This window comes from Azospira restricta, assembly GCF_016858125.1.
GTDB lineage: Bacteria > Pseudomonadota > Gammaproteobacteria > Burkholderiales > Rhodocyclaceae > Proximibacter > Proximibacter restrictus.
Window position 1 is genome coordinate 2,801,010 of sequence record NZ_CP064781.1, and the last position, 17,919, is coordinate 2,818,928.

The 17,919-nt window shown below is 68.0% G+C and carries 22 protein-coding genes and 4 tRNA genes; 9 read left to right on the forward strand and 17 right to left on the reverse strand.

The genetic code is table 11. The features are described 5' to 3' along the window. Nucleotides 1-8: 8 nt before the first annotated feature. From mltG to IWH25_RS13535, 6 genes are read left to right on the forward strand one after another with little or no spacing between them, the layout of a single operon-like run. Nucleotides 9-1,013 (forward strand): endolytic transglycosylase MltG, encoded by a 1,005-nt coding sequence (mltG, locus tag IWH25_RS13510; RefSeq protein ID WP_203386311.1) that lies wholly within the window; start codon nucleotides 9-11, stop codon nucleotides 1,011-1,013. Next, on the forward strand, nucleotides 1,013-1,627 hold the full coding sequence (gene tmk, locus IWH25_RS13515) for a dTMP kinase (RefSeq protein WP_203386312.1): 615 nt from the start codon (nucleotides 1,013-1,015) through the stop codon (nucleotides 1,625-1,627). The genes mltG and tmk overlap by 1 nt, the downstream gene beginning before the upstream one ends. Beyond that, nucleotides 1,624-2,655: a DNA polymerase III subunit delta' gene (holB, locus tag IWH25_RS13520; protein ID WP_203386313.1), complete on the forward strand. Its 1,032-nt coding sequence runs from the start codon at nucleotides 1,624-1,626 to the stop codon at nucleotides 2,653-2,655. Before tmk ends, holB begins: the two co-directional genes overlap by 4 nt. A gap of 7 nt (nucleotides 2,656-2,662) precedes the next feature. Continuing rightward, nucleotides 2,663-3,034: a PilZ domain-containing protein gene (locus IWH25_RS13525; RefSeq protein ID WP_203386314.1), complete on the forward strand. Its 372-nt coding sequence runs from the start codon at nucleotides 2,663-2,665 to the stop codon at nucleotides 3,032-3,034. Between the two features lie 46 nt (nucleotides 3,035-3,080). Next, nucleotides 3,081-3,863: a TatD family hydrolase gene (locus IWH25_RS13530; RefSeq protein WP_203386315.1), complete on the forward strand. Its 783-nt coding sequence runs from the start codon at nucleotides 3,081-3,083 to the stop codon at nucleotides 3,861-3,863. Beyond that, nucleotides 3,863-4,528: an ankyrin repeat domain-containing protein gene (locus IWH25_RS13535; protein ID WP_203386316.1), complete on the forward strand. Its 666-nt coding sequence runs from the start codon at nucleotides 3,863-3,865 to the stop codon at nucleotides 4,526-4,528. Before IWH25_RS13530 ends, IWH25_RS13535 begins: the two co-directional genes overlap by 1 nt. On the opposite strand, the gene IWH25_RS13540 is transcribed toward IWH25_RS13535, so the two are convergent. From IWH25_RS13540 to uvrC, 10 genes are all read right to left on the reverse strand, one after another. Then, nucleotides 4,488-5,891, reverse strand: a complete 1,404-nt coding sequence (locus IWH25_RS13540; RefSeq protein WP_203386317.1) for a 3'-5' exonuclease family protein — start codon at nucleotides 5,889-5,891, stop codon at nucleotides 4,488-4,490. The genes IWH25_RS13535 and IWH25_RS13540 overlap by 41 nt on opposite strands. Nucleotides 5,892-5,984: 93 nt before the next feature. Beyond that, nucleotides 5,985-6,422 carry a DUF2721 domain-containing protein gene (locus IWH25_RS13545; protein WP_203386318.1) on the reverse strand — a complete coding sequence of 146 codons (438 nt, stop codon included), beginning with the start codon at nucleotides 6,420-6,422 and terminating at the stop codon, nucleotides 5,985-5,987. A gap of 1 nt (nucleotide 6,423) precedes the next feature. Next, nucleotides 6,424-7,299 carry an acyltransferase gene (locus IWH25_RS13550; RefSeq protein WP_203386319.1) on the reverse strand — a complete coding sequence of 292 codons (876 nt, stop codon included), beginning with the start codon at nucleotides 7,297-7,299 and terminating at the stop codon, nucleotides 6,424-6,426. Between the two features lie 41 nt (nucleotides 7,300-7,340). Continuing rightward, the gene (locus IWH25_RS13555) at nucleotides 7,341-7,772 is read right to left on the reverse strand and encodes a DUF1178 family protein (RefSeq protein ID WP_203386320.1); all 432 of its coding nucleotides are present in this window, start codon (nucleotides 7,770-7,772) and stop codon (nucleotides 7,341-7,343) included. A gap of 13 nt (nucleotides 7,773-7,785) precedes the next feature. Further along, nucleotides 7,786-7,870, reverse strand: a tRNA-Leu gene (locus tag IWH25_RS13560). A gap of 74 nt (nucleotides 7,871-7,944) precedes the next feature. Further along, nucleotides 7,945-8,020: transfer RNA gene (locus tag IWH25_RS13565), tRNA-Gly, on the reverse strand. A 10-nt stretch (nucleotides 8,021-8,030) separates the two neighbouring features. Then, nucleotides 8,031-8,104 (reverse strand) — tRNA-Cys (locus tag IWH25_RS13570). Nucleotides 8,105-8,166: 62 nt separating this feature from the next. Further along, nucleotides 8,167-8,242: transfer RNA gene (locus IWH25_RS13575), tRNA-Gly, on the reverse strand. Nucleotides 8,243-8,311: 69 nt separating this feature from the next. Further along, a complete protein-coding gene (pgsA, locus tag IWH25_RS13580) occupies nucleotides 8,312-8,890 on the reverse strand; it encodes a CDP-diacylglycerol--glycerol-3-phosphate 3-phosphatidyltransferase (protein WP_203386321.1) in 579 nt (192 codons plus the stop codon). Then, the gene (gene uvrC / locus IWH25_RS13585) at nucleotides 8,890-10,731 is read right to left on the reverse strand and encodes an excinuclease ABC subunit UvrC (protein ID WP_203386322.1); all 1,842 of its coding nucleotides are present in this window, start codon (nucleotides 10,729-10,731) and stop codon (nucleotides 8,890-8,892) included. The genes pgsA and uvrC overlap by 1 nt, the downstream gene beginning before the upstream one ends. Before the next feature lie 53 nt (nucleotides 10,732-10,784). Here uvrC and earP point away from each other — a divergent pair, with 53 nt between their 5' ends. The 3 genes from earP (at nucleotide 10,785) to IWH25_RS13600 (ending at nucleotide 13,126) form a co-directional block, all read left to right on the forward strand. After that, nucleotides 10,785-11,930 (forward strand): elongation factor P maturation arginine rhamnosyltransferase EarP, encoded by a 1,146-nt coding sequence (gene earP / locus IWH25_RS13590; RefSeq protein ID WP_203386323.1) that lies wholly within the window; start codon nucleotides 10,785-10,787, stop codon nucleotides 11,928-11,930. 41 nt (nucleotides 11,931-11,971) lie between these two features. Then, nucleotides 11,972-12,529 (forward strand): elongation factor P, encoded by a 558-nt coding sequence (gene efp / locus IWH25_RS13595; protein WP_203386324.1) that lies wholly within the window; start codon nucleotides 11,972-11,974, stop codon nucleotides 12,527-12,529. A gap of 63 nt (nucleotides 12,530-12,592) precedes the next feature. Then, complete coding sequence (locus IWH25_RS13600) at nucleotides 12,593-13,126, forward strand: DUF2946 family protein (RefSeq protein ID WP_203386325.1); 534 nt, start codon at nucleotides 12,593-12,595, stop codon at nucleotides 13,124-13,126. Here the strand turns inward: IWH25_RS13600 and nagZ are convergent. Genes nagZ through IWH25_RS13635 form a run of 7 tightly spaced genes read right to left on the reverse strand, consistent with a single transcriptional unit; the run spans nucleotide 13,110 to nucleotide 17,917 of the window. After that, a complete protein-coding gene (gene nagZ / locus IWH25_RS13605; protein ID WP_238998902.1) occupies nucleotides 13,110-14,135 on the reverse strand; it encodes a beta-N-acetylhexosaminidase in 1,026 nt (341 codons plus the stop codon). The two genes, IWH25_RS13600 and nagZ, sit on opposite strands and share 17 nt — an antisense overlap. Continuing rightward, nucleotides 14,132-14,509 carry a holo-ACP synthase gene (acpS, locus tag IWH25_RS13610; RefSeq protein WP_203386326.1) on the reverse strand — a complete coding sequence of 126 codons (378 nt, stop codon included), beginning with the start codon at nucleotides 14,507-14,509 and terminating at the stop codon, nucleotides 14,132-14,134. Before acpS ends, nagZ begins: the two co-directional genes overlap by 4 nt. Before the next feature lie 7 nt (nucleotides 14,510-14,516). After that, the gene (locus IWH25_RS13615) at nucleotides 14,517-15,272 is read right to left on the reverse strand and encodes a pyridoxine 5'-phosphate synthase (protein WP_203389252.1); all 756 of its coding nucleotides are present in this window, start codon (nucleotides 15,270-15,272) and stop codon (nucleotides 14,517-14,519) included. An 8-nt stretch (nucleotides 15,273-15,280) separates the two neighbouring features. Then, a complete protein-coding gene (gene recO, locus IWH25_RS13620; protein ID WP_203386327.1) occupies nucleotides 15,281-16,003 on the reverse strand; it encodes a DNA repair protein RecO in 723 nt (240 codons plus the stop codon). Between the two features lie 14 nt (nucleotides 16,004-16,017). Beyond that, nucleotides 16,018-16,902 (reverse strand): GTPase Era, encoded by an 885-nt coding sequence (gene era / locus IWH25_RS13625; protein ID WP_203386328.1) that lies wholly within the window; start codon nucleotides 16,900-16,902, stop codon nucleotides 16,018-16,020. After that, nucleotides 16,899-17,564, reverse strand: coding sequence for a ribonuclease III (rnc, locus tag IWH25_RS13630; protein ID WP_203386329.1), 666 nt, complete (start codon nucleotides 17,562-17,564; stop codon nucleotides 16,899-16,901). Before rnc ends, era begins: the two co-directional genes overlap by 4 nt. Beyond that, complete coding sequence (locus IWH25_RS13635) at nucleotides 17,561-17,917, reverse strand: DUF4845 domain-containing protein (RefSeq protein ID WP_203386330.1); 357 nt, start codon at nucleotides 17,915-17,917, stop codon at nucleotides 17,561-17,563. The genes rnc and IWH25_RS13635 overlap by 4 nt, the downstream gene beginning before the upstream one ends. Nucleotides 17,918-17,919 lie beyond the last annotated feature (2 nt).

Here is a 17,919-nt window from a genome sequence, read left to right on the forward strand (position 1 = left end):
GCCATCCGATGCTCAAGCTCCTGCGCAACCTGATCCTGCTGGTGCTGCTCGCCGTTGCCCTTGCCGCCGGCACGCTCTACTGGCTGGCCCACCGCCCGCTGCAGCTCGCCGCCTCGCCGCTCGACTTCACCGTCGCCGCCGGCAGCTCGCTGCGCAGCGCCGAACAGCAGATCGCCGCCGCCGGCGTCGCGCTGCCGCCGCGACTGCTCGAACTGCTCGGCCGGCTGCTGCGCGTCGACGCGCAGATCAAGGCCGGCAGCTACGAGATCGTCGCCGGCATCACGCCGCTCGAGCTGCTGCGCAAGCTGACCCGCGGCGACGTCACCCAGGCCGAGATCGCCTTCATCGAAGGCTGGACCTTCCGCCAGCTGCGCGACAGGCTCGACGCCCATCCCGACCTGCGCCACGACAGCCGCGGCCTGGCCGAAGCCGAACTCCTGCGCCGGCTGGGCATCGACGCCGCGCACGCCGAAGGCTGGTTCTTCCCCGACACCTACCTGTTCGCCAAGCAGTCGAGCGACCTCGACGTGCTCGCCCGGGCGCACCGCACGATGCGCCGCCACGTCGAGCGGGAGTGGGCGCAGCGCGCCCCCGGCCTGCCGTACCGGGATGCGCGCCAGGCGCTGATCATGGCCTCGATCGTCGAGAAGGAGACCGGCCGCGAAGCCGACCGGCCGCTGATCGCCGCGGTCTTCGTCAACCGACTGCGCGCCGGCATGCTGCTGCAGACCGACCCGACCGTGATCTACGGCCTCGGCGAGGGCTTCGACGGCAACCTGAGGAAGCGCGACCTGCTGGCCGATACGCCCTACAATACCTACACGCGACCCGGGCTGCCGCCGACGCCGATCGCCATGCCCGGGCTCGCCTCGCTGCGCGCGGCGCTGAACCCGGCGGCGAGCGACGTACTGTATTTCGTCGCCCGCGGCGACGGCAGCAGTCAATTCTCGCGCACGCTGGACGAACACAACCAGGCCGTGGCGCGCTACCAACTGAAAGGCGAGAAACGCTGATGCGGGGCAAGTTCATCACTTTCGAGGGCATCGACGGCGCCGGCAAGAGCAGCCACATCGCCGGCGTCTGCGAATTGCTGCGCAGCCGCGGCCTGACCGTCGTCAGCACGCGCGAGCCGGGCGGCACTCCGCTCGGGGAAAAGCTGCGCGAGCTGCTGCTGCACGAGCCGATGCACCTCGAAACCGAGGCCATGCTGATGTTCGCCGCCCGCCGCGAGCATCTCGCCGCAGTCATCGAGCCGGCACTGGCGCGCGGCGACTGGGTCGTCTGCGACCGCTTCAGCGATGCCACCTACGCTTACCAAGGCGGCGGCCGCGGCCTCGACCGGCACAAGCTGCTGGACCTCGAGCACTGGGTGCACGGCCACCTGCAGCCGGACCTGACGCTGCTCTTCGACCTGCCGTTCGCCGTCGCCCGCGAACGCATCGTGCTGCAGACGCGCGAGCTCGACCGCTTCGAGCAGGAACGCGCCGATTTCCATGAGCGCGTGCGCCAGGCCTACCTCGAACGGGCCGCCGCGTCGGGACAGCGGATGCACGTGATCGACGCCGACCGGCCGCGCGAGCAGATCAAGAAAACGGTTGAAGAAATCGTTTCAAGTATTTGTCGATGAACGTTATTCAACTTCATTCCGACCTCTGGTCCAGGCTTCAGGCACGTCGCCGCCAGCTGCCGCATTCGCTGCTGCTCGGCGGCGCGCGCGGCCTCGGAAAATTCGATCTGGCGCGCGCCTTCGCCGCCTCGCTGCTCTGCGAAAACCCGCAGCCGAACGGCGAAGCCTGCGGCCAGTGCCTCGCCTGCAACTGGCTGAGCCAGGGCAACCACCCGGACTTCCGGCTGCTGCAGCCGGAGGCGCTGGCCGAGGCGGAAGGCGAGGGCGAGGAGGGCGGCAAGAAGGCCAGCCAGCAGATCACGATCGACCAGGTGCGCGGCCTCGACGACTTCCTGCACGTCGGCACGCACCGCGCCGGCCTGCGCGTGGTGCTGGTCTGCCCGGCCGAGGCGATGAACCGCAACACCGCCAACGCGCTCCTGAAGACGCTGGAGGAACCAGCCCCCGACACCTTGTTCCTGCTCGTCAGCCACGAGCCCGAGCGCCTGCTGCCGACGATCCGCAGCCGCTGCCAGGCGCTCGCCGTGCCGACGCCCGACGCGGCGCGGGCGCGCGACTGGCTGGCTGCGGCCGGCGTCGCCGACGCCGAGCGCTGGCTGGCACTGGCCGGCGGCGCACCGCTGCTGGCCGCCGAGCTCGACGGCTCGGGTGAGCGCCGGCTGATCGAGGCGCTGCTCGAACAGCTGCTGCGCGGTCCGGCGCTCGACCCGCTGGCCGCCGCCGCGGCATTGGACAAGACGGTGAAGGCGGAGAAGGGCGGCGGCGCGCCACCGATGAAGCGGCTGATGGAATGGGCGCAGAAGTGGCTGGTCGACCTGTCGCTCGCCGCGACGCGGCTGCCGGTCCGCTACTTCGTCGGCGAACGCGCGCAGATCGAGAAGCTCGCCGCCCGTTCCGACGCGCAAAGGCTGTTGGCCTTCGGGCGGAAGGCGCTACAATACAGGCGTCATTCCGAACATCCGTTGAACAGCCGCCTCTTCCTCGAAGACTTCTTCCTGGGCTACGCGGCACTTTTCGAACGACGCTGACGCGCCCATGAGTGAAGCCGCCAAGCCTGCCGCCGCCGCGCCCCGCCCGAGTGTTCTGTCGCTGAACATCAACTCGAAGTCGGCGCTGTACGCGGGCTACATGCCGCACCTCAAGAACGGCGGCATCTTCATCCCGACCTCGCGCAGCTACAAGCTGGGCGACGAGGTGTTCATGCTGCTGTCGCTGATGGACGACCCGGCCAAGCTGCCGATCGCCGGCACCGTCGTCTGGATCACCCCGGCCGGCGCGCAGAACAGCAAGGCGCAGGGCATCGGCGTCCATTTCAACGCCGACGAGAGCGGCGTCGAGGCCCGCCGCAAGATCGAAGGCCTGCTCGGCGGCGTCATGCAGTCGAGCCGGCCGACCCACACCCTCTGAGCCGCCCCCCGGCGGCATCCCGCACCACCGAACGCCAGGCTGTCCGATGCTCGTAGACTCCCATTGCCACCTCGATTTCGACGACCTCGCCGGGCGCCTGCCCGAGGTCTTCGCGCGCATGCAGGCGAACGGCGTCGGCGCCGCCGTCTGCGTCGGCGTGAACCTCGAGGACTGGCCGAAAGTGATCGCGCTCGCCGAAAGCGATCCGCGCCTGTTCGCCACCGTCGGCGTACACCCGGAATACACCGACGCGCGCGAGCCCTCGGCCGACGAGCTCGTCGCGCTCGCCCGCCACCCGAAGGTGATCGCGATCGGCGAGACCGGCCTCGACTACTACTGGCACAAGGACGCGCCGGAATGGCAGCGCGCCCGCTTCCGCACGCACATCGCCGCCGCGCGCGCCGCCGGGCTGCCGCTGGTGATCCATACCCGCGACGCGGCGGCCGATACGCTGCGGCTGATGGCGGAGGAGGGGGCCGGCGAAGTCGGCGGCGTGATGCATTGCTTCACCGAGACCTGGGAGGTCGCCGCGGCCGCGCTCGACCTCGGCTTCCACATCTCGTTCTCGGGCATCGTCACCTTCAAGAACGCGCTGCAGATCAAGGAGGTGGCGCAGAAGGCGCCGCTCGACCGCATCCTCGTCGAGACCGACGCGCCGTATCTCGCGCCGGTGCCGTTCCGCGGCAAGCTGAACGAGCCGGGGCACGTGCTGCATGTCGCCGAGGAAATCGCCCGCCTGCGCGGCCTCAGCCTGGAGGCCGTCGCCGAGGCGACCACGGCCAACTTCGCCCGGCTGTTCCCGGGCTCCCGACCGCTCCTGGAGGCATGATGAAAAAACTGCTCGCCGCCGCCGCTCTTTCGCTGACGCTCGCCCTGCCGGCCCACGCCGGGATCTACGACGACATGCTGGTCGCGATCAAGCGCGGCAGCGCACCGGACGTCACCGAGATCCTCAAGCGCGGCCTCGACCCGAACATCGTCGACCGCGAGGGCTATACGCTGCTGATGCTGGCGGTGCGCGACGGCAACGAGGAGATCGTCGACGTGCTGCTCGCCGCCAAGGCCAACCCCAACGCGCGCAACGCGCACGGCGACACGGCCTTGCGCCTGGCCGCCTTCCGCGGCTCGCTGCCGATGGTCGAGCGGCTGGTGAAGGCGAGGGCGCTGGTCAACATGCCGGGCTGGGCGCCGCTGATCTACGCCGCGTTCAACGGCCACGCCGAGGTCGTCCGCTACCTGCTCGAGCATGGCGCCGAGGTCAACGCGCAGGCGGACAACGGCTATACCGCACTGATCGCCGCCGCGCGCGGCGGCCACGAGGAAGTCGTCGAGCTGCTGTTGAAGCGCCGCGCCGATCCGAACCTGAAGAGCGACAAGGGCGAGACGGCGATGGATTTCGCGCTGCGCGGCAACGACACCCGGATCTTCGAGCGGCTGCGCGCGTTCGGCGGCGTCAGCGGGCAGGCGCTGGGGACGACCCCGCCGGCAAGGTGACGACGCGCAGCGAGTTGCCTTGAATGTACTTTAACAAAACCCTGTAAACATCAGGATCAAAAGGAAGTTCTTCCGCAGATTCCGCAAGCTCGCGGAGCGTTTCGTCGTTCCTCGCCAGGCCCCGGTAACGCCAGCGATCGACGACGTGGAAGTCCTCGATCATCCCGAACGCATCACGCTCGACCAGCGCGACCGGCCCGGCGAACGGCCAGGCTTTCAGCTTCAGCTTGCCGAGCGCCGCCATCAGCCGCGCGCTGTGCCGCGACGCGTCCTCCTTGCCGACGCAGACGCCGCGGCAATGATGCCCCTTGACCGCGGAACACGGCTTGCCCGGCTTTTCCGCCTCCAGGCCGAGCCGCGCCGGGCACAGAAAGTGCGCTTCGGCCAGCTTGCGCAAGGCCTGTCGCGCCTCGCGCTGCGTGCCGTAGAGCCCGAACAGCTCGTCGTCGCCGCCGAAGCGGGCGTCGTCCGGCGTCGCCAGGAACGGCCGGAAGTCGCCCGGCGCGACCTCGCGCAGCCGCCATGCGCACAGTTCCGCCGGAATCGGCTTGCGCCGGCGCTGCAGGCGGATTTCGTGGAGGCGGGCACCGAACTCGCCGGCGGCGTCGAACCACTCGATGCGGCGGACGAGGCTGGCGGGCGGCAGGCTGAAACGCGCCCCGGCGAAATGCGAGAGCACTTTCTGGCGCAGGTTGCTGGCCCGCCCGGTGAGCAGCGTTTCGCCGTCGGCGCCGAGCAGCGCGTAGGCGCCGTGGATGTCCGGCAATTCGTCGGCCAGCGCCGGATCGAGATCCGGCGGCAGCGTCGCTGCCTGGGTCAGTGCCGCAACGGCGGCCGCCAGCGCGTCGGCACCGGGGTCCGCATGCCAGCGCTGCCACAGATCCCACAGCACCCGCGCGTCGGCCAGCGCCCGGTGACGGGCGTCGGCGGCGACGCCATGGCGCTCGATCAGCGTATCGAGGTTGTGGCGGTTGTGCTGCGGAAACAGCTTGCGCGACAGCTTGACCGTGCACAGCACGGTGGCGCGGAAGTCGACACCGAGGCGGGCGAACTCGGCCTTCAGGAAGCCGTAGTCGAAGCGCGCGTTGTGCGCGACGAAAAGCTTCCCGGCCAGCCGCCGGCGCAATTCGTCGGCCAGCCGTTCGAAGCCGGGCGCGTCGGCGACCATCGTGTCGTCGATGCCGGTCAGCCCGGTGATGAACGGCGTCACCGGCACGCCCGGATTGACCAGCGCCGCCCATTCGCGGACGCCGTGCTCGTCGACTTCGACCAGCCCGACCTCGAGGACGCGGTCGCGCGCGAAATTGGCGCCGGTCGTTTCCAGGTCGACGAAGACGAGGGGCCGGGATATCGGAAGGTTCATGGCGGGACGGCACAGCCGGCTATGCGCACGGCCGATCGATCGGTTCGTATAATTTGTATTATGTAAAATTACGCAGAGGCGGACAAAGCGATCTCAGCGCCGGTAATGCGTCCCCGACGTTACCGCCAGGTAGATTTCCCGCAGGAAGACCGACAGCGAGACGATCATCGCCAGCATCGCCGCAACGAACAAGCCGGCAACCGCGTGCGCGAGCTTGACTGCGACCATCGCCCCGACGAAGGCGCCGGCGACGACGAGGCAGACCAGCAAGGCGCTGAGCACCGCGAACAGGATCGACAGATAGACCAGCCGGCTGCGCCGCCCGAGCATCGCCATCTCCGCCTCCGCCTCGGCGCAGTCGTCGCGCCCGGGATGGCGCAGCTGCTCGGCCACCACCCGCCGGCGGTCGACGATGCGGCCGAGGCGGCCGTTCATCGCGTTGATCAGCGTGGCGATCGCCGTCAGCAGGAAAACCGGCGCCACCGCCAGCTGGATGACGTGCGCGATGTCGCTGAGATCGCCGACCGCCATCTCAGGCCGCCTTCGCCGGCGCCGGCTTGCGCCCGGCGAGAATGTCGTCGATGCAGGCATCCTTCTCCCGCCACATTTGATCGACCCACGCGGTCATCTGCCGCCGGTACGGGGCGCTGCCGATCGCGACGCCTTCCGGCAGCGCCGGCAGCTCCAATTCGCGGACGCGGACCACCACTTCGTGCATGCGGCCGCAGAGCAGGTCCCAGAACGTCGGCACGCCGTCCGGGTAGACGATGGTCACGTCGAGGTAGGAGCGAAAGCGATCGCCCATCACCGACAGCGCCATCGCCAGCCCCCCTACTTTCGGCGCCAGCAGGTGCCGGTAGGGCGATTGCTGCTCGTCGCGCTTGGCCAGCGTGAAGCGGGTGCCTTCGAGAAAGTTGATGACCGAGGTCGGAATCTCGCGGAAGCGCTCGCAGGACTTGCGCGTCGCCGCCAGGTCGCGCGCGAAGCTGCCGCCGCGGCGCATGAACGGAAAATCGAGCGCCCACCACGCGAGCCCCATCAGCGGCACGTAGATCAGCTCGCGCTTGAGGAAAAATTTGAGCAAGGGCACCTTGCCGGTCAGCGCCTTCTGCAGCACGAGGATATCCACCCAACTCTGGTGGTTGCTGCCGACCAGGTACCAGCCGTGGCGGCGCAGCGTATCGGCGCCCTGCACGTCCCAGCGCACCCGGCCGACCAAGCCGATCCACCAGCCGTTCACGGCGATCCATGTTTCGGCGAGGCGGTTGAGGATGCGGTCGATCGGCCTGCGCGCCGCCGCGAACGGCAGGCACAGCTTGAGCAGCGCGAACGGGATCATCGCCAGGAAGACGAGCAGCACGTTCGCGCCGAGCAGGAACGAGGCCAGGCAGCCCTTGGCGATCGCCATGCCGCCCCGTCCGGCCGCTACCGGTTTCTGCGCCACGGCCGTCAATTGAGTTCTTCCCGCTTCTTCGGGCGCGGCAGGCGGAGCACGTCGATCCCCTCCTCCTGCAACGCCGCACATTCGTCGGCAGTGGCAACGCCGCGGATCGCCCGTTCCGGCGACTCGCGATAATGAATGCGCCGCGCTTCCTCGGCGAACGCGCTGCCGACGTCGTCGCTGTGCCGGATCATCTCCTCGACGAAGCGCTTGGCGGCCGCCAGCGGATCGGCCGCGGGCCTGCGCCCCGCCTCCGGCGCCGGCATCGGGGCGGCCGCCGAGGCGACATGCACGGCCGACGGCAGGCGCTTCACCTCGTGCGAACCGCAGTAGGGACAGAGCACCATGCCGTCCGCTTCCTGCCTGCTGAAGTCCTCGGCGGAGCGGAACCAGCCCTCGAAACGGTGATCGGCGGAACAGGTCAGGTCGAAAATGATCATCAGAAGGAAACCTTGGTGCCCGGAGCGGGGGTCGAACCCGCACGCCTTGCGGCTCCGGATTTTAAGTCCGGTATGTCTACCAATTTCATCATCCGGGCGGGTGGCGCGATTATAGCCCGAGCCCTGAAAAGCAAAGAGGGAAAGCGCCTTCGCGCTTTCCCTCTTTCGTGTTTGGAGCGGGAGACGAGTCTCGAACTCGCGACCTCAACCTTGGCAAGGTTGCGCTCTACCAACTGAGCTACTCCCGCGATGTTTTTCTGGAGGCGCGAGCCGGAGTCGAACCGACCTACACGGATTTGCAATCCGGTGCATAACCGCTTTGCTATCGCGCCAGTGTCCGGCATCGCATCCGGAACTAAAAAGGGAAAGCCGCTGCAGCTTTCCCCCTAAATCTTGGAGCGGGAGACGAGTCTCGAACTCGCGACCTCAACCTTGGCAAGGTTGCGCTCTACCAACTGAGCTACTCCCGCGTTCAGCGAAGACGGCATTATAAGGGCAGATTTCGCGGTGTCAAGCGAACGCCGCGCGATTTGCGATTTTCACAGATGGCGCTCGCGCTTGACGATCTCCGGCCATGCCATCCGCATGTAATAACCCATCGACCACAGCGTCAGCACGGCGGCGATATAGATCAGCCACGTGCCGGTTTCCTTCATGTCGAGGCCGGCCAGCGGCGTGTAGTACAGCAGCATCGGGATTGCCAGCATCTGCGCGGTCGTCTTGATCTTGCCGATCATCGACACGGCGACGCTCCGGTGCGCGCCGATCTGCGCCATCCATTCGCGCAGCGCGGAGATCGTGATCTCGCGGCCGATGATGATGGTGGCGATGATGACGTCGGTACGCCCCAGCTGCACCAGCACGATCAGCGCCGCCGCGACCATCAGCTTGTCGGCGACCGGGTCGAGGAAGGCGCCGAAGGCCGAGGTCTGGTTGAGCTTGCGGGCGAGGTAGCCGTCGAACCAGTCGGTGATCGCCGCCGCGCAGAACAGCACGGTGGCGGCGACGTCGCGGCTGTGGCCGTAGAGCCAGCCGTCGGGAACGTAGTAGACGGCGATCAGCAGCGGGATCGCGACGATGCGCAGCCAGGTGAGGAAGATCGGTAGATTGAAGGGCATCAGTGCAGGGCTGCGTAAATTTTTTCGGCCAGTTCGTCGCTGATCCCGGGGACGTTCGCCAGTTGCTCGACGCTCGCCGCGGCGATGCCCTGCAGTCCGCCGAAGTGCGTGATCAAGGCCTTCCGCCGTTTCGGGCCGACGCCGCCGATCTCCTCCAGCGTCGAGGTGCGGCGGGCCTTGCCGCGCGCCGCGCGGTGGCCGGAAACGGCGAAGCGGTGCGCCTCGTCGCGGACTTCCTGGATCAGGTGCAGGCCCGGGTTCTCCGGCCGCAATTGTAGCGGCTCGCGGCCGTCGGGGAAGATCAAAGTTTCCAGCCCCGGCTTGCGCGCCTCGCCCTTGGCGACGCCGACCATCGGCAGGTGCGCCAGCCCGAGTTCGGCCATGATCGCCGCGGCGGCAGCCACCTGGCCCTTGCCGCCGTCGATCAGGATCAGGTCCGGCGCGACGCTCTCGCCGGAGGCGACCTTCTCGTAGCGCCGCTGCACCGCCTGGCGCATCGCCGCATAATCGTCGCCCGGGGTGATGTCGCGGATGTTGAAGCGGCGGTACTCGGACTTCTTCATGCCGTTGCCGGCATAGACGACGCACGAGGCCACCGTCGCCTCGCCCTGCGTGTGGCTGATGTCGAAGCATTCGATGCGATCGAGGCTCTCCAGCCCGAGCGCCTCGGCCAGCGCCAGTTGCCGCTTGCCCTGCAGCGACAGGGTCGTGCGCCGCGCGGTGATGGCGATCTTCGCGTTCTGCAGCGCCATCTCGACCCACATGCGCGGCATGCCCTGCTTCGGCTCGACGACCGGCACCGGCCGCGCGGCGACTTCCGCCAGCGCACCGGCCACCTCCTCGTCCGGCGGCAGGTTGACGAGGATCTTGCCGGGGATCGGGTGGTCTAGGTAGTGCTGCTCGAGGAAGGCATTCAGCGCCTCGTCCGGCGTACAGGCGCCGCCGCCCGCCGGAAAATGCGGGCGGTCGCCGAGATGCCGACCGCCGCGCACCATCGCCAGATTGACGCAGACCAGACCGCCCTCTTCCACTGCCACCACAACGTCGAGGTCCTCGCCGCGCGTGCTCTCGACGTACTGCTTCTCCTGCACGTAGCGCAGCGACGCGATCTGGTCGCGGTAGATCGCCGCCTGCTCGAAGGCGAGTTCGGCGGACGCCGCCTCCATCGCCTCGGTCAGGCGGCGGATCACTTCCTGCTGCCGCCCCTGCAGGAACATCCGCGCCAGCTGTACGTCGTCGGCGTAGGCCGCCGGCTTGACCAGGCCGACGCACGGCCCGGAGCAGCGCTTGATCTGGTACAGCAGGCAGGGGCGCGAGCGGTTGGCGAACACCGAATCCTCGCAGGTGCGCAGCCGGAACATGCGCTGCAGCAGATGCACCGAGTCGCGCACCGCCACCGCCGACGGATAGGGGCCGAAGTAGTCGGCGCGCTTGGTGTCGAGGCTGCCGCGGTAGTAGGCGATGCGCGGGAATTCGTCCTTCGTCATCAGGATGTACGGGTAGGACTTGTCGTCGCGGAAGAGGATGTTGTAACGCGGATTCAGCCCCTTGATCAGGTTGTTCTCGAGCAGCAGGGCTTCGGCTTCGGAGCGCGTCACCGTCGTCTCCACCTTCGCGATCTGCTGCACCATCAAGGCGATGCGCGGGCTCGGGTGGCTGTCGCGGAAGTAAGAGGCGACCCGCTTCTTCAGCGCCTTCGCCTTGCCGACGTAGAGCACGTTGCCGGCAGCGTCGAGCATGCGATAGACGCCGGGCAGCTCGGGCAGCGTCGCGAGCAGCGTCCGGTGGTCGAACGGTGTCGGCGCAGCAGGGGTTTCGGGAGACTCGGACACTTCGGACATGGGGTACGTGCGGTGCGGTACGATAGCGGCCTCCGATGTTAGCACGCAGCGCCATGCCCTCCTCTACCGCGCACTCCGCCCCGCAACGCTGGGACATTTTCTGCACCGTTGTCGACAACTATGGCGACATCGGCGTCTGCTGGCGGCTGGCGCGCCAGCTCGTCGCCGAGCATGGCGTCGCGGCACGGCTGTGGGTCGACGACCTTGGCGCCTTCGCCCGGATCTGCCCCGAGATCGACCCGGAACGCGACTCGCAGTCGGCCGCCGGCGTCGACGTCCGGCACTGGTCACAGCCCTTCCCCGCCCCAGACGACCCGGCCGATGTCGTGATCGAGGCCTTCGCCTGCGAGCTGCCAGAAGCCTACGTCGCGGCGATGGCAAGGCGGCAGCCGGCGCCGCGCTGGATCAACCTCGAATACCTGTCGGCCGAGCCGTGGGTCGCCGACTGCCACGGCCTGCCTTCGCCACACCCGCGCTTGCCGCTGACCAAGCATTTCTTCATTCCCGGCTTCGACGAGAACAGCGCCGGCCTGCTACGCGAGCGCGACCTGCTCGCCCGCCACGCCGGCTTCGATGCCCCCGCCTGGTGGGCGCAGCATGGCGGCGCGCCGGCGTGCGGATCGCTGGCGATCTCGCTCTTCGCCTACGAAAACAACGCCGTTGCCGCACTGCTGAATGCCTGGCGCAGCGAATCGCGGCCGGTGCGCTGCCTGGTCACCGACTCGCGCGTGTTGAACTCGGTCAGCGCGGCGGCCGGAACGACGCTCGTGCCCGGCGACGTCCGTCGCGACGGCGCACTCGATCTGCGCATCCTCCCCTTCATGCGCCAGGAAGCCTACGACGACCTGCTCGCCGCCTGCGACCTGAACTTCGTGCGCGGCGAGGATTCGCTGGTGCGCGCGATCTGGGCCGGCAAGCCCTTCGTCTGGCACATCTACCCGCAGGACGACGCGGCACACCGCGTGAAGCTCGACGCTTTTCTCGACCGCTACTGCGCCGGTCTGTCGATACCGGCGAACGACGCGCTGCGTACCTTCTGGCACGGATGGAATGCCGAAACCCTCACCGCCGACCAATGGCGAGCCTTCGCCGGGCACCTGCCGGAGATCGTCGCGCACACCCGCAATTTCCGCGACCGGCTCGCGCAACTCCCTGATTTGGCGAAAACACTGGCGGATTTCTGCGCCGATCCGGTATAATGCCGGGTTTCCATTTTCGCCCACATTCACAGGATTTACCGATGAAAACCGCCCAGGAACTCCGCTCCGGCAACGTCTTCATGGTCGGCAACGACGCCATGGTCGTGCTCAAGGCCGAATACAACAAGTCCGGCCGCAACGCTGCCGTCGTCAAGATGAAGATGAAGAACCTGCTCACCGGTGCCGGCGCCGAAACGGTGTACCGTGCCGACGACAAGTTCGAAGTCGTCCAGCTCGACCGCAAGGAAGTCACCTACTCGTACTTCGCCGACCCGATGTACGTGTTCATGGACGCCGAGTACAACCAGTTCGAGATCGAAGCCGAGGCGATGACCGACGCGCTCAAGTACCTGGAAGACGGCATGCCCTGCGAAGTGGTGTTCTACGACGGCAAGGCGATCTCGGTCGAACTGCCGACCTCGGTCGTCCGCGAAGTCATCTACACCGAGCCAGCCGTCAAGGGCGACACCTCGGGCAAGGTCATGAAGCCGGCCAAGATCAACACCGGTTTCGAGCTGCCGGTCCCGGCCTTCGTCGAAATCGGCGACAAGATCGAAATCGACACGCGCACCGACGAATACCGCAGCCGCACCAAGTAATCGCGACTGCTGCAGCTAGAATGAAGGGCGACTCCGGTCGCCCTTTTTCATTTCGAGAATCTCATGGACCCCAGCGTCGTCGCCGCCATGGCCAAGTGGCCGAACGTTCCCGACTGCCGTGGCTGGCTGTCGCTCGACCGGCGCGGCCAGTGGCGCCTGCAGGGCAGCCCGGTGCGGCACGGCGGACTGGCCGAATTCATCGGCCGCAACTACGACTGCGACGGGAGCGGGGCCTGGTTCATGCAGAACGGCCCGCAGCGGGTGTGGGTCGAACTGGCGGCGGCGCCGTGGGTGCTGCACTTGGGTGAAAGCGGCCTGATGACGCACACCGGCCTTGCCGCCGGCGCGCCGCGCGCGGCCTGGCTGGTCGACGGCGAAAGCCTGTGCCTGATGTGCGGGTGCGGCCTGGGGCTGGTCGACGACCGCGACCTGCCGACGCTGTTCGAGCACATCCGCCGCCCCGATGGCAGCGCGCCCGGGGACGATCTCGACCGCGAAGCCCTGCTGGAATTCGACTGGCACGAGGTCCGCCTTCCCCTGCAGCGTTGCAGTGATGCGGAGTTGCCGGCGATCGGCGGCTTCAGGCGCTCGCCGTGAGTTCTTGCGCGAACGCGACGCCGGCCCGGTAGAGCGGATCGCCGCGCAATCCCTCCGCGCTCGGCGTCGCGCTCGTCGGCAACAGGCGCTCGATGCGCGCGCTGCGCACCGGGTCGAGCGGCTCCTGCCAGCGCGCCAGCAGTTCGCCGACCGAGTCCGGGCTGTTGCAGACGAGCAGCATGTCGCAGCCGGCACGATAGGCGGCCGTCGCGCGGGCAACGATGTCGCCGGCGACGCTGGCCCCTTCCATCGACAGATCGTCGCTGAAAACGACACCATCGAACTTTATGTCGTTTCTCAATAGATCTATCCAGTAATTTGAAAATCCAGCAGATTTTGAATCAATACTCGGGAAGCTGACATGCGCCGGCATGACCGCGTCGAGCGCCAGCCGCCGATACGGCAGCATGTCCGGAGCGAGTTCTTCCAGCATGCGCTCGTCGACCGGAATCGCCACATGCGAGTCCGCCTCGACCCAGCCATGCCCCGGGAAATGCTTGCCGCAGGCGATCATGCCGGCTTGCCGCAGGCCGGCGATCAATTCGCCGGCGAGCGTGGCGACGATCTCCGGATCGCTGTGGAAGGCACGCGTGCCGACCACCGAACTACGCCCCCAGTCGAGGTCGAGCACCGGCGTAAACGACAGGTCGACGCCGTGCAGGCGCAATTCGGCGGCGAGCACGTAGCCGATGGCCCGGGCCATCTCCTTCGCTTTCACGGGGTCACGATCCCAGGCCGCGCCGAGCGAACGCATCGCCGGCAGCCGGGTGAAGCCCTCGCGGCAGCGCTGCACGCGGCCGCCTTCATGGTCGATGCCGATCGGCAGCCGCGGCGAGCGCAATGCGTGGATCTCGGCGCAGAGGCGGTCGAGCTGCTCCGGAGACGCGTAGTTGCGCGCGAACAGGATGATGCCGCCGACCGCCGGGTGGCACAGGCGCTCGCGGTCGAGGTCGGTCAGTTCGGTGCCGGCGATGTCGATCATCAGCGGGCCGAGCGGGATGGGTTTCATGCCTGCTCCAGGATGACGAAGGCGACCGCGTAGTCGCGCTCGTCGGAGATCGAGAGATGGGCGGTCAAGCGCCGCTCGCGCAGCAGCGCTGCGAGTTCGTCGGAAAACGCGAACAGCGGCTTGCCGAGCGCGTCGTGGGTGACGGCGATCGCCGGCAGCGTCGCCGGCGCCCGCACGCCGGTGCCGAGCGCCTTGCCGAAGGCTTCCTTGGCGGCGAAGCGCTTGGCGAGGAAGCGGCCCTTGTCGGCCGCCGCGTCGAAATCGGCCAGCTCGCCCGGTGCCAGCAGCTTCTCCGCCGCCGCCCGACCGTGCCGTTCGAACATGCCGGCCAGTCGCGCGACGGCGGCGATGTCGGTGCCGATGCCGTAGATCATCTGCCCCTCACCGGCCCACGCGAGCCGCCTCGCGCATCAGCGCCTTCATCTCGCGCACCGCCTCGCGCAGGCCGACGAAGACCGCGCGGCTGACGATCGAATGGCCGATGTGCAGCTCGCGCACGCCAAGCAGCGCGGCGATCGGCTGCACGTTGTAGTAGTTCAGCGCATGGCCGGCGTTGAAGCGCATGCCGAGGTCGCGGATCGCCTGCCCGGCGCGGCGTACCTTGTCGAGTTCGGCGAGCACCGCCGGCGCCGTCGCATCGCGCCCCTGCGCGTGGAAGGCGTGTGCGTAGGGGCCGGTGTGGATTTCGCAGACCTGCGCGCCGATGCGCGCCGCCGCCTCGATCTGCGGCAGTTCGGCGTCGATGAAGACGCTGCTGACGATGCCGGCGTCGGCCAGCCGCGCGATGACGTCCTTCAGCCGGGCTTCCTGCCCGGCGCAGTCGAGGCCGCCCTCGGTGGTGATCTCGTGCCGGCCCTCCGGCACCAGCATCGCCATTTCCGGCTGCAGCCGGCAGGCGATGCCGACCATCTCGTCGGTCGCCGCCATTTCCAGGTTCAGCTTGATCTGCGTCAGCTGGCGCAGCTTCTCCACGTCGGCGTCCTGGATGTGGCGCCGGTCCTCGCGCAGATGCACGGTGATGCCGTCGGCACCGCCGAGATGCGCCTCCGCCGCCGCCCAGGCGGGATCGGGCTCCCAGGTACGGCGCGCCTGGCGCAGCGTGGCGACGTGGTCGATGTTGACGCCGAGTTCGATCATCGGGGAAGTCATAGCTCCTGCAGCTCCATGAATATCTTGCGCGTTTCCAGCGGCTGGCCGCCGAGATAGTGTGCCATCAACGCCCGCATCAACTGCTTCGCCTCCTGCAGCGAACGCGGGTCGGAGAAATCCTCGTGTTCGAGGTCGAGCAAGGTCTTGCCGCGCACCGACAGCGCCGAGTTGCCGGCCTGCGCCAGCTTCGTTGCGCCGCGCTCGATCTCGTAGGCGTAATGAGCCTCCGGATCGATCGGCCGCCCTTCGGCGTCCTGCGTCAGCGTCAGCCCGTAGCCGAGCTCGGCCAGCAGCGCATGCTCGAAGCGCCGCAGGTCGGCCTCGCGCAGGCCGTCGGCGAAGCGCCGCAGCGTCTCGCCGTAGGCCGCGAACAGCCGCTCGTGCGCATCCTCGCGCGGCAGCAGGTGCAGCAACAGTTCGTTCAGGTAGTAACCGCAGAACAGGGCCTTGCCGGCAAGCAGCGGCTGGCCGCCGACCCATTCCGCCTTCATCAGCGTCTGCACCTCGCCCTTGCCCGCCCAGCCCAGCTCCAGCGGCTGGAACGCGAGCAGCAGGCCGCGCAGCGCCGAGCGCGGCCGCCGCGCGCCGCGCGCCAGCAGCGCGACCCGGCCGTGGTCGCGGGAAAAGACCTCGACGATCAGGCTGGTTTCGCGGAACGGGTAGGCATGCAGCACCCACGCGGGCTGCGCATCGACCCGTTGCCGCTGCGAGGCGACCATCGCCGGCGAGACTCCTATTCGTAGCCGAGCGAGCGCAGCAGGCGCTCGTCGTCGGTCCAGCCCGACTTCACCTTGACCCAGATTTCCAGATAGACCTTGCCGCCGAAGAGGCGCTCCATGTCCTGGCGGGCCTCGGAGGCGATGCGCTTCAGCGTTTCGCCGCCCTTGCCGATGACGATCGCCTTGTGGCCGTCGCGGTCGACGACGATCGCGGCGAAGATGCGCTTGAGATCGCCCTCCTCCTCGAACTTCTCGATCTCGACGGTGGTCGCGTAGGGCAGCTCGTCGCCGAGCAGGCGGAACAGCTTTTCGCGGATGTATTCGGCAGCGATGAAGCGGCTGCTCTTGTCGGTCATCTCGTCTTCGGCAAAGAGCAGTTCCGCATGCGGCAGGTGCTTCTTCGTCTCGCCGAGCAACTCCTGCAGCTGCTTGCCGTTGGCGGCACTGACCGGCACCACCGCGGCGAAGTCGCGCTTGCCGGCGACCTCGGCGAGGAAGGGCATGAAGGCGGCCCGGTCCTTGACGCGGTCGGTCTTGTTGACCACCAGGATGACCGGCTTGTCGGCCGGCAGCAGGTCGAGGACGACCTTGTCCTTGCCGCCGAAGCGGTCGGCCTCGATGACGAAGAGCACGACGTCGACGTCGGCCAGCGCCTGCGTGACGCCGCGGTTCATCGCCCGGTTCAGCGCGTTCGTGTGCTGCGTCTGGAAACCCGGCGTATCGACGAAGACGTACTGCGCGTCGGCGTCGGTGCGGATGCCGGTGATGCGGTGCCGCGTCGTCTGCGCCTTGCGCGAGACGATGCTGATCTTCTCGCCGATCAGCGCGTTCAACAGCGTCGACTTGCCGACGTTGGGGCGGCCGACGATGGCGATGTAGCCGGAACGAACGGAACTCATTTCAGTTTCTCCAGGGCACGCTCGGCGGCCATCTGTTCGGCGGCCCGGCGGCTCTGGCCGACCCCCTCGGTCTTCAGGCGCAATGCCGGAACCTCGCAGGCGACGCGGAAATTCTGCGCATGCGCCTCGCCGCTGGTGTCGAGCAACACGTATTGCGGCAGCGCCAGGCGCCGCCCCTGCAGGAATTCCTGCAGCCGCGTCTTCGGATCCTTGATCTGCTGCCCCGGCACGATCCCGGCCAGATGCGCGGCATAGAGCCGGCCGACCAGCGCCGCCGCGGCGTCGAAGCCGGCGTCGAGGTGAACGGCGCCGATGATCGCCTCGACGGCGTCGGCGAGGATCGACGGACGACGGTGGCCGCCGCTCTTCAGCTCGCCCTCACCCAGGCGCAGGCAGTCGCCCAGCGCCAGCGACTCGGCGATCCGGTGCAGCGTATCCTGGCGGACGAGGTTGGCCCGCAGGCGGGACATCTCGCCTTCGGTCAGAGCGGGAAAGCGGCGATAAAGTTCGAGCGCGACCGCGCAGTTGAGTACCGAGTCGCCGATGAACTCGAGGCGCTCGTTGTGCGGCGCGCTGTGGCTGCGATGCGTCAGCGCCGTCTGCAGCAGGCCCGGATCGGCGAATGCGTGACCGAGCGCCTTCTCCAGCCTGCCCGGGATCATTGGCCGGCGCTGGAGCCCTGATAGTCGATGAGCACGCTGACCGGGCCGAACAGCCGGATTTTCTTCTCGTAGGCGAACGAGATCACGATCTGGTTGCCTTCCTTGGCGATGTCCAGATCCTCGGGACGAACGTCCTTGATCACGTCGATTTCGGCGTACTTCTCGAACGATCTGCGCAGTTCCGGTACGGTCGCATTCGGGGGGGCGTTCTGGACCACCGCCTTGACGTCCTTGCGAATCTTGTAGAACTCGATCGCCGACGGCGCGACCTTGATCAGCACCAGCGACACCATCGCCAGGATGAAGCCCCAGATCATCAGGCCGGACAGGCTGACCCCTCTTTGCTTGTGCATCG

Excerpts from the sequence above, each read along its gene's own strand:
- mltG (WP_203386311.1), top strand. The coding sequence starts at position 9 with ATGCTCAAGCTCCTGCGCAACCTGATCCTGCTGGTGCTGCTCGCCGTT.
- tmk (WP_203386312.1), top strand. The coding sequence starts at position 1,013 with ATGCGGGGCAAGTTCATCACTTTCGAGGGCATCGACGGCGCCGGCAAG.
- holB (WP_203386313.1), top strand. The coding sequence starts at position 1,624 with ATGAACGTTATTCAACTTCATTCCGACCTCTGGTCCAGGCTTCAGGCA.
- IWH25_RS13525 (WP_203386314.1), top strand. The coding sequence starts at position 2,663 with ATGAGTGAAGCCGCCAAGCCTGCCGCCGCCGCGCCCCGCCCGAGTGTT.
- IWH25_RS13530 (WP_203386315.1), top strand. The coding sequence starts at position 3,081 with ATGCTCGTAGACTCCCATTGCCACCTCGATTTCGACGACCTCGCCGGG.
- IWH25_RS13535 (WP_203386316.1), top strand. The coding sequence starts at position 3,863 with ATGAAAAAACTGCTCGCCGCCGCCGCTCTTTCGCTGACGCTCGCCCTG.
- IWH25_RS13540 (WP_203386317.1), bottom strand. The coding sequence starts at position 5,891 with ATGAACCTTCCGATATCCCGGCCCCTCGTCTTCGTCGACCTGGAAACG.
- IWH25_RS13545 (WP_203386318.1), bottom strand. The coding sequence starts at position 6,422 with ATGGCGGTCGGCGATCTCAGCGACATCGCGCACGTCATCCAGCTGGCG.
- IWH25_RS13550 (WP_203386319.1), bottom strand. The coding sequence starts at position 7,299 with ATGGCGATCGCCAAGGGCTGCCTGGCCTCGTTCCTGCTCGGCGCGAAC.
- IWH25_RS13555 (WP_203386320.1), bottom strand. The coding sequence starts at position 7,772 with ATGATCATTTTCGACCTGACCTGTTCCGCCGATCACCGTTTCGAGGGC.
- pgsA (WP_203386321.1), bottom strand. The coding sequence starts at position 8,890 with ATGCCCTTCAATCTACCGATCTTCCTCACCTGGCTGCGCATCGTCGCG.
- uvrC (WP_203386322.1), bottom strand. The coding sequence starts at position 10,731 with ATGTCCGAAGTGTCCGAGTCTCCCGAAACCCCTGCTGCGCCGACACCG.
- earP (WP_203386323.1), top strand. The coding sequence starts at position 10,785 with ATGCCCTCCTCTACCGCGCACTCCGCCCCGCAACGCTGGGACATTTTC.
- efp (WP_203386324.1), top strand. The coding sequence starts at position 11,972 with ATGAAAACCGCCCAGGAACTCCGCTCCGGCAACGTCTTCATGGTCGGC.
- IWH25_RS13600 (WP_203386325.1), top strand. The coding sequence starts at position 12,593 with ATGGACCCCAGCGTCGTCGCCGCCATGGCCAAGTGGCCGAACGTTCCC.
- nagZ (WP_238998902.1), bottom strand. The coding sequence starts at position 14,135 with ATGAAACCCATCCCGCTCGGCCCGCTGATGATCGACATCGCCGGCACC.
- acpS (WP_203386326.1), bottom strand. The coding sequence starts at position 14,509 with ATGATCTACGGCATCGGCACCGACATCGCCGCCGTCGCGCGACTGGCC.
- IWH25_RS13615 (WP_203389252.1), bottom strand. The coding sequence starts at position 15,272 with ATGATCGAACTCGGCGTCAACATCGACCACGTCGCCACGCTGCGCCAG.
- recO (WP_203386327.1), bottom strand. The coding sequence starts at position 16,003 with ATGGTCGCCTCGCAGCGGCAACGGGTCGATGCGCAGCCCGCGTGGGTG.
- era (WP_203386328.1), bottom strand. The coding sequence starts at position 16,902 with ATGAGTTCCGTTCGTTCCGGCTACATCGCCATCGTCGGCCGCCCCAAC.
- rnc (WP_203386329.1), bottom strand. The coding sequence starts at position 17,564 with ATGATCCCGGGCAGGCTGGAGAAGGCGCTCGGTCACGCATTCGCCGAT.
- IWH25_RS13635 (WP_203386330.1), bottom strand. The coding sequence starts at position 17,917 with ATGCACAAGCAAAGAGGGGTCAGCCTGTCCGGCCTGATGATCTGGGGC.